The organism is Candidatus Obscuribacterales bacterium, from assembly GCA_036703605.1.
Taxonomy (GTDB): Bacteria; Cyanobacteriota; Cyanobacteriia; order RECH01; family RECH01; genus RECH01.
In genome coordinates, this window is the sequence record DATNRH010001053.1 from 1 (window position 1) to 3,715 (window position 3,715).

5 protein-coding genes are annotated in these 3,715 nt (G+C 55.0%); 1 reads left to right on the top strand and 4 read right to left on the bottom strand.

Features of this window, described 5'->3' with window-relative positions:
* The 4 genes from V6D20_21435 to V6D20_21450 form a co-directional block, all read right to left on the bottom strand.
* A partial coding sequence (locus V6D20_21435; protein HEY9818345.1) for an endolytic transglycosylase MltG occupies window positions 1-428 on the bottom strand: 428 nt, incomplete at its 3' end.
* A gap of 129 nt (window positions 429-557) precedes the next feature.
* Window positions 558-1,118 (bottom strand): DUF3727 domain-containing protein, encoded by a 561-nt coding sequence (locus V6D20_21440; GenBank protein ID HEY9818346.1) that lies wholly within the window; start codon window positions 1,116-1,118, stop codon window positions 558-560.
* 200 nt (window positions 1,119-1,318) lie between these two features.
* A complete protein-coding gene (gene ruvX, locus V6D20_21445; GenBank protein ID HEY9818347.1) occupies window positions 1,319-1,777 on the bottom strand; it encodes a Holliday junction resolvase RuvX in 459 nt (152 codons plus the stop codon).
* The gene (locus V6D20_21450) at window positions 1,778-3,088 is read right to left on the bottom strand and encodes a hypothetical protein (GenBank protein ID HEY9818348.1); all 1,311 of its coding nucleotides are present in this window, start codon (window positions 3,086-3,088) and stop codon (window positions 1,778-1,780) included. It abuts the gene before it with no gap.
* A 273-nt stretch (window positions 3,089-3,361) separates the two neighbouring features.
* Here V6D20_21450 and V6D20_21455 point away from each other — a divergent pair.
* On the top strand, window positions 3,362-3,715 hold a 354-nt coding region (locus V6D20_21455; GenBank protein ID HEY9818349.1), incomplete at its 3' end, for a lipid II flippase MurJ.

Below are 3,715 nucleotides of genomic sequence, written 5' to 3' on the forward strand. Positions count from 1 at the left end.
GCCTCAAAATAGGCGGCCATTTGCTGAATAGACCAGCCTTCAGGAATGGTGAACTGCTGGGTTGCAACCTCTCCATCCCAGATTTGATCAGCGATCGCCACCATCGGAGTTGTGGGCGACAGCTCATACGTACCCGCCAAGAATCCCCCAGGGCGATCGCGCAGCATTTGCCAACGAGCCCAGAGATCCCAAGCGGTGGTTGACCGAATCAAGCCCACGGCCTTGAGATCTTGCCCAATCTGGCGCGCGGAGGTACCCGACGGAATGTCCATGCGGATCAGCGAATCATCCGCCGTCAACGACGGGTCAGAACTGCTTAGTGCCGGCGCGGTCGCCCAACTCCACCAAGCCCATCCTTGCCAGCCTCCAAGAGCCAGCGTGGCTGGCAAGATGAGGATATAAAATAACGTTCGGGTAATGCGTTGCACAGCACGTATGAATGCGTCGATCAAAGAACATGCAAATCCTAATCCATGCAGCCCTGCCGCCGCGTGCCCCCAACGGATGAATCCCCTGCTAACAGCCTGAGGTGCCCTAGAGCAGGGATCTCCAGTCTACTAATCGATATCCTCAAACAGCAGATCTTCTAGTTGTGGGCGTACGGTCTGAAATTCCTCGGGCGATAACAGTTCGGGAGTCTGCTGACCGTTGACGCGGGCGAAAAAGAGAAGCGGCTCTAGAGGGGTACAGAGCACATATTCTTGCTCTTCATAGAAAAAGGTTGCCAACATTTGAAACTGCTCGGTTTCATTGGCCTCTTCATCCTCACCAATGTTGAGGGTAATGATGTCGTCATCGACAGGATCAGGCAGATCTCCCTCAGCGGTTAGGGTAAAAGCTGTATGGGTGAGCATCAAATTCTGCTCTGCTAAAACAGCCCGAGCCGTGTCAAACACATCGACGACTTCCTCATCGTCAATATCGACCAGCACTTCTTCATCTTCTTCATCGCCTTCTTCCCAAGCGAAAATTTCAATCGGCGCATGGACAGGAAGCAAGAGGAGGTATTTGGTGCCCTCAATATCCGCTGACTTTTCGACCGAACACAGGAGTGACCGCCCGTCTTCGTCAGCGAGGTGAATGGTCTCTACATTCAGATCTAAGTCGTCGTCATTCATCCCAAAAGTTCCCCGATTCGATGTAATCCTGGCAGCCCGTCGATGGAAAGTCCAGTGTGCTATTCGCTTGGCCATGCATCCGTGTTAAGCAACACAGATGCATGGCACACAGTATCGTAGCACGATGCCATGCATCTAGAACTGTGCGGATAAATTTAACGTAGACCCAAGCAATCAATAACCTAGGAAATGCAGACAGGCTATGGGGTTACGCGATCGCTTTCCATGAGGTCGGGGCGCTGGGCTCCTTCATCCAACCAGCGTTGCAGAATCAGGGCGGCGGCCTTGCGATCAATCAGTCCTTTATCGTGGGACACACGTCGTTCTGCCTCGATCAACTCTTCTGCCTGCACCGAGGTCAACCGTTCATCGACATAGACCACCGGCAGGTTCAACAGAGGCGTGATGCGATGGACAAATTTTTGCACCTGTTTGGCCTGTTGCCCCAAATGACCATCCATACAGTAGGGCAAGCCGACGACTAAGACCTGCACCTGCCGCTCACGGGCGATCGCCTGCAGTTGCTCGACCACCTGCTGAAACGATTGTCGCTCGATGGTGAACAGGCCAGTGGCAATTAAACCTGTACCGTCACAACCCGCGACACCAATGCGCCGCCGGCCGACATCCAGACCTAGTGCTGAAATGCGCTGCTTCACCTATCCCTGGGATCCTTCCATGGAATCGTGGTTCAAGAAAGGCAGGCGGCGATCGCTACTTTTCCCATCAGTGCTTGACGTTTCGGGGGAAGCGGGGGCCGAATCACCCTGATCATCCCGCACCGTTCCGGAGACGGGGGGGATGGGATGGGAGGCAGGCATTGGGTTGGCTGCCGTTCGACCAAACATAGAAAATCGGCTGGGCACCGGTTTGCGGGCCGGCTGCAGACCCTGCAGTACCTCGGGCAGCGGCAAGTATTCGAAGGACACCGGCCGTGTTTCCCGCAGTTTATGCCACACCGACCGCGACATTAGCAAGGTGTGCTGGGTGCGCTCTGCCCCAATCTGGGCTAAATATTCTTCCCGCTCAGACTGATAGTCAGCCGAGGCTAGGCAAAGCTGCTGGGGCGGACAGTCTTGGGTCATGCGGGCCATTTGGGCGAGCAGTTCTGGGTAGAGCCAGGTGTAGGCTGGATGCACCGTCAACTCGGCGACGTGGGGACAGCGCCCATCGCGACAAAGCTGTAGGTTGAAATAGCCGATCGCTGCCTTGCGCTGGGGTTCAAACACGTAGCCACTCACGCTGTCTACCCGCCGCACCCAATGCTGGACACCGTTGACTAAGGTTTGGAATACACCGGACTTAAAGTCTGGCGGTTGGCGATCAAAGACTTGGCGGACAAGCGGCGGCATGGCCACCGTGTCGAGCTGATGCAGCAAAAAGGCATCCGCGTTGCTCACCGGCAGCAGATTGGGGAGATCGGGCTCCCGCTGGGCCAAGGTTGTCAATAGATCAGGAGCGATCGCCCAGTAGGCCATCTGCGCCAAGGGCTGGAACCCTGTCTGCCGATAGACGCCCAAAGCTGCACTATCATTCACGTCTACCTCAATCATCCAGGTACGCGCTTCCCAGATATTTTGCAGGCAATAGCGCAGGAGTTGGGATGCCACATCCGTGGCCAAGAGCTTTACTTGCCCATCCACCAAGGTAGACTCCGCTGCAATTTGCTCCACCCGCCAGGTGCTGCGCGTCCGGTTGACGGGCGAGACCCGAATCATGCCGTGGGGCTGCCCAGCATGTTCTGCCACAAAGGCGCAGAGCATGTGTTGGAGAGGATTGGGCACCCAACTTAGACATTTCAGCACCCCGTACCAAGGCCGCATTTGCTCCATGGTGGGATGGGGCCCAGTGGGATGGTAGGAATGCTCCGCCGCCAATTCCTTCGAAGCAAGGTGCTCAAGGGCGTCGAAATCTCGACCTTGCAAGGGGCGGATAGAGATACTCTGCGGGTGAGGAGATGCTGAAGTCATGAAAACTTGACATCCAGAGGGTGTGCTATATCCCTAGTCTACAGTGTCCAACTTCAGACGACGGGAAAAAGACGAGATTTGCAGCAATTCTCCCCGTTGAAATCAGCAACTCCAATACCAGATGTCATTTTCTAGATCAAGGCAGCAAGACACCAAGTTGACTCATGGTTGCATCTTCTCCAGCAGCCTGGATCTGAGAGCCGCAGGTCTAGGATTTAACTGGCATTGCTCCGTTGATGCTAGGCTTGGCGGTGGCACATTGTCGATATTGCTGTGGCTGATTCGAAGAAACCAACACGTTCATTTGCCAGAATTGCTGGCATTGTGGCGGCTGCCACACTCATTAGTAAGATCTTTGGTCTGTTTCGTCAACAGGCGATCGCTGCTGCGTTTGGGGTTGGTGCAGCCGTTGATGCCTACAACTTTGCCTACGTTATCCCTGGCTTTTTACTCGTGCTGCTGGGGGGCATCAATGGCCCATTCCATAGTGCCATTGTCAGTGTCTTAGCCAAACGCCGGGCTGAAGATGAAGACATCGCTCCCCTGGTGGAAACCATTACGACCTTAATCGGTGGCGTGTTGCTGCTGGTGACGATTGGGCTGATTATTTGGGCTGCTCCGTTGATT

What these genes read in the sequence shown, in the direction of transcription:
- V6D20_21440 (HEY9818346.1), bottom strand. Translation starts at nt 1,118, where the DNA reads ATGAATGACGACGACTTAGATCTGAATGTAGAGACCATTCACCTCGCT.
- V6D20_21450 (HEY9818348.1), bottom strand. Translation starts at nt 3,088, where the DNA reads ATGACTTCAGCATCTCCTCACCCGCAGAGTATCTCTATCCGCCCCTTG.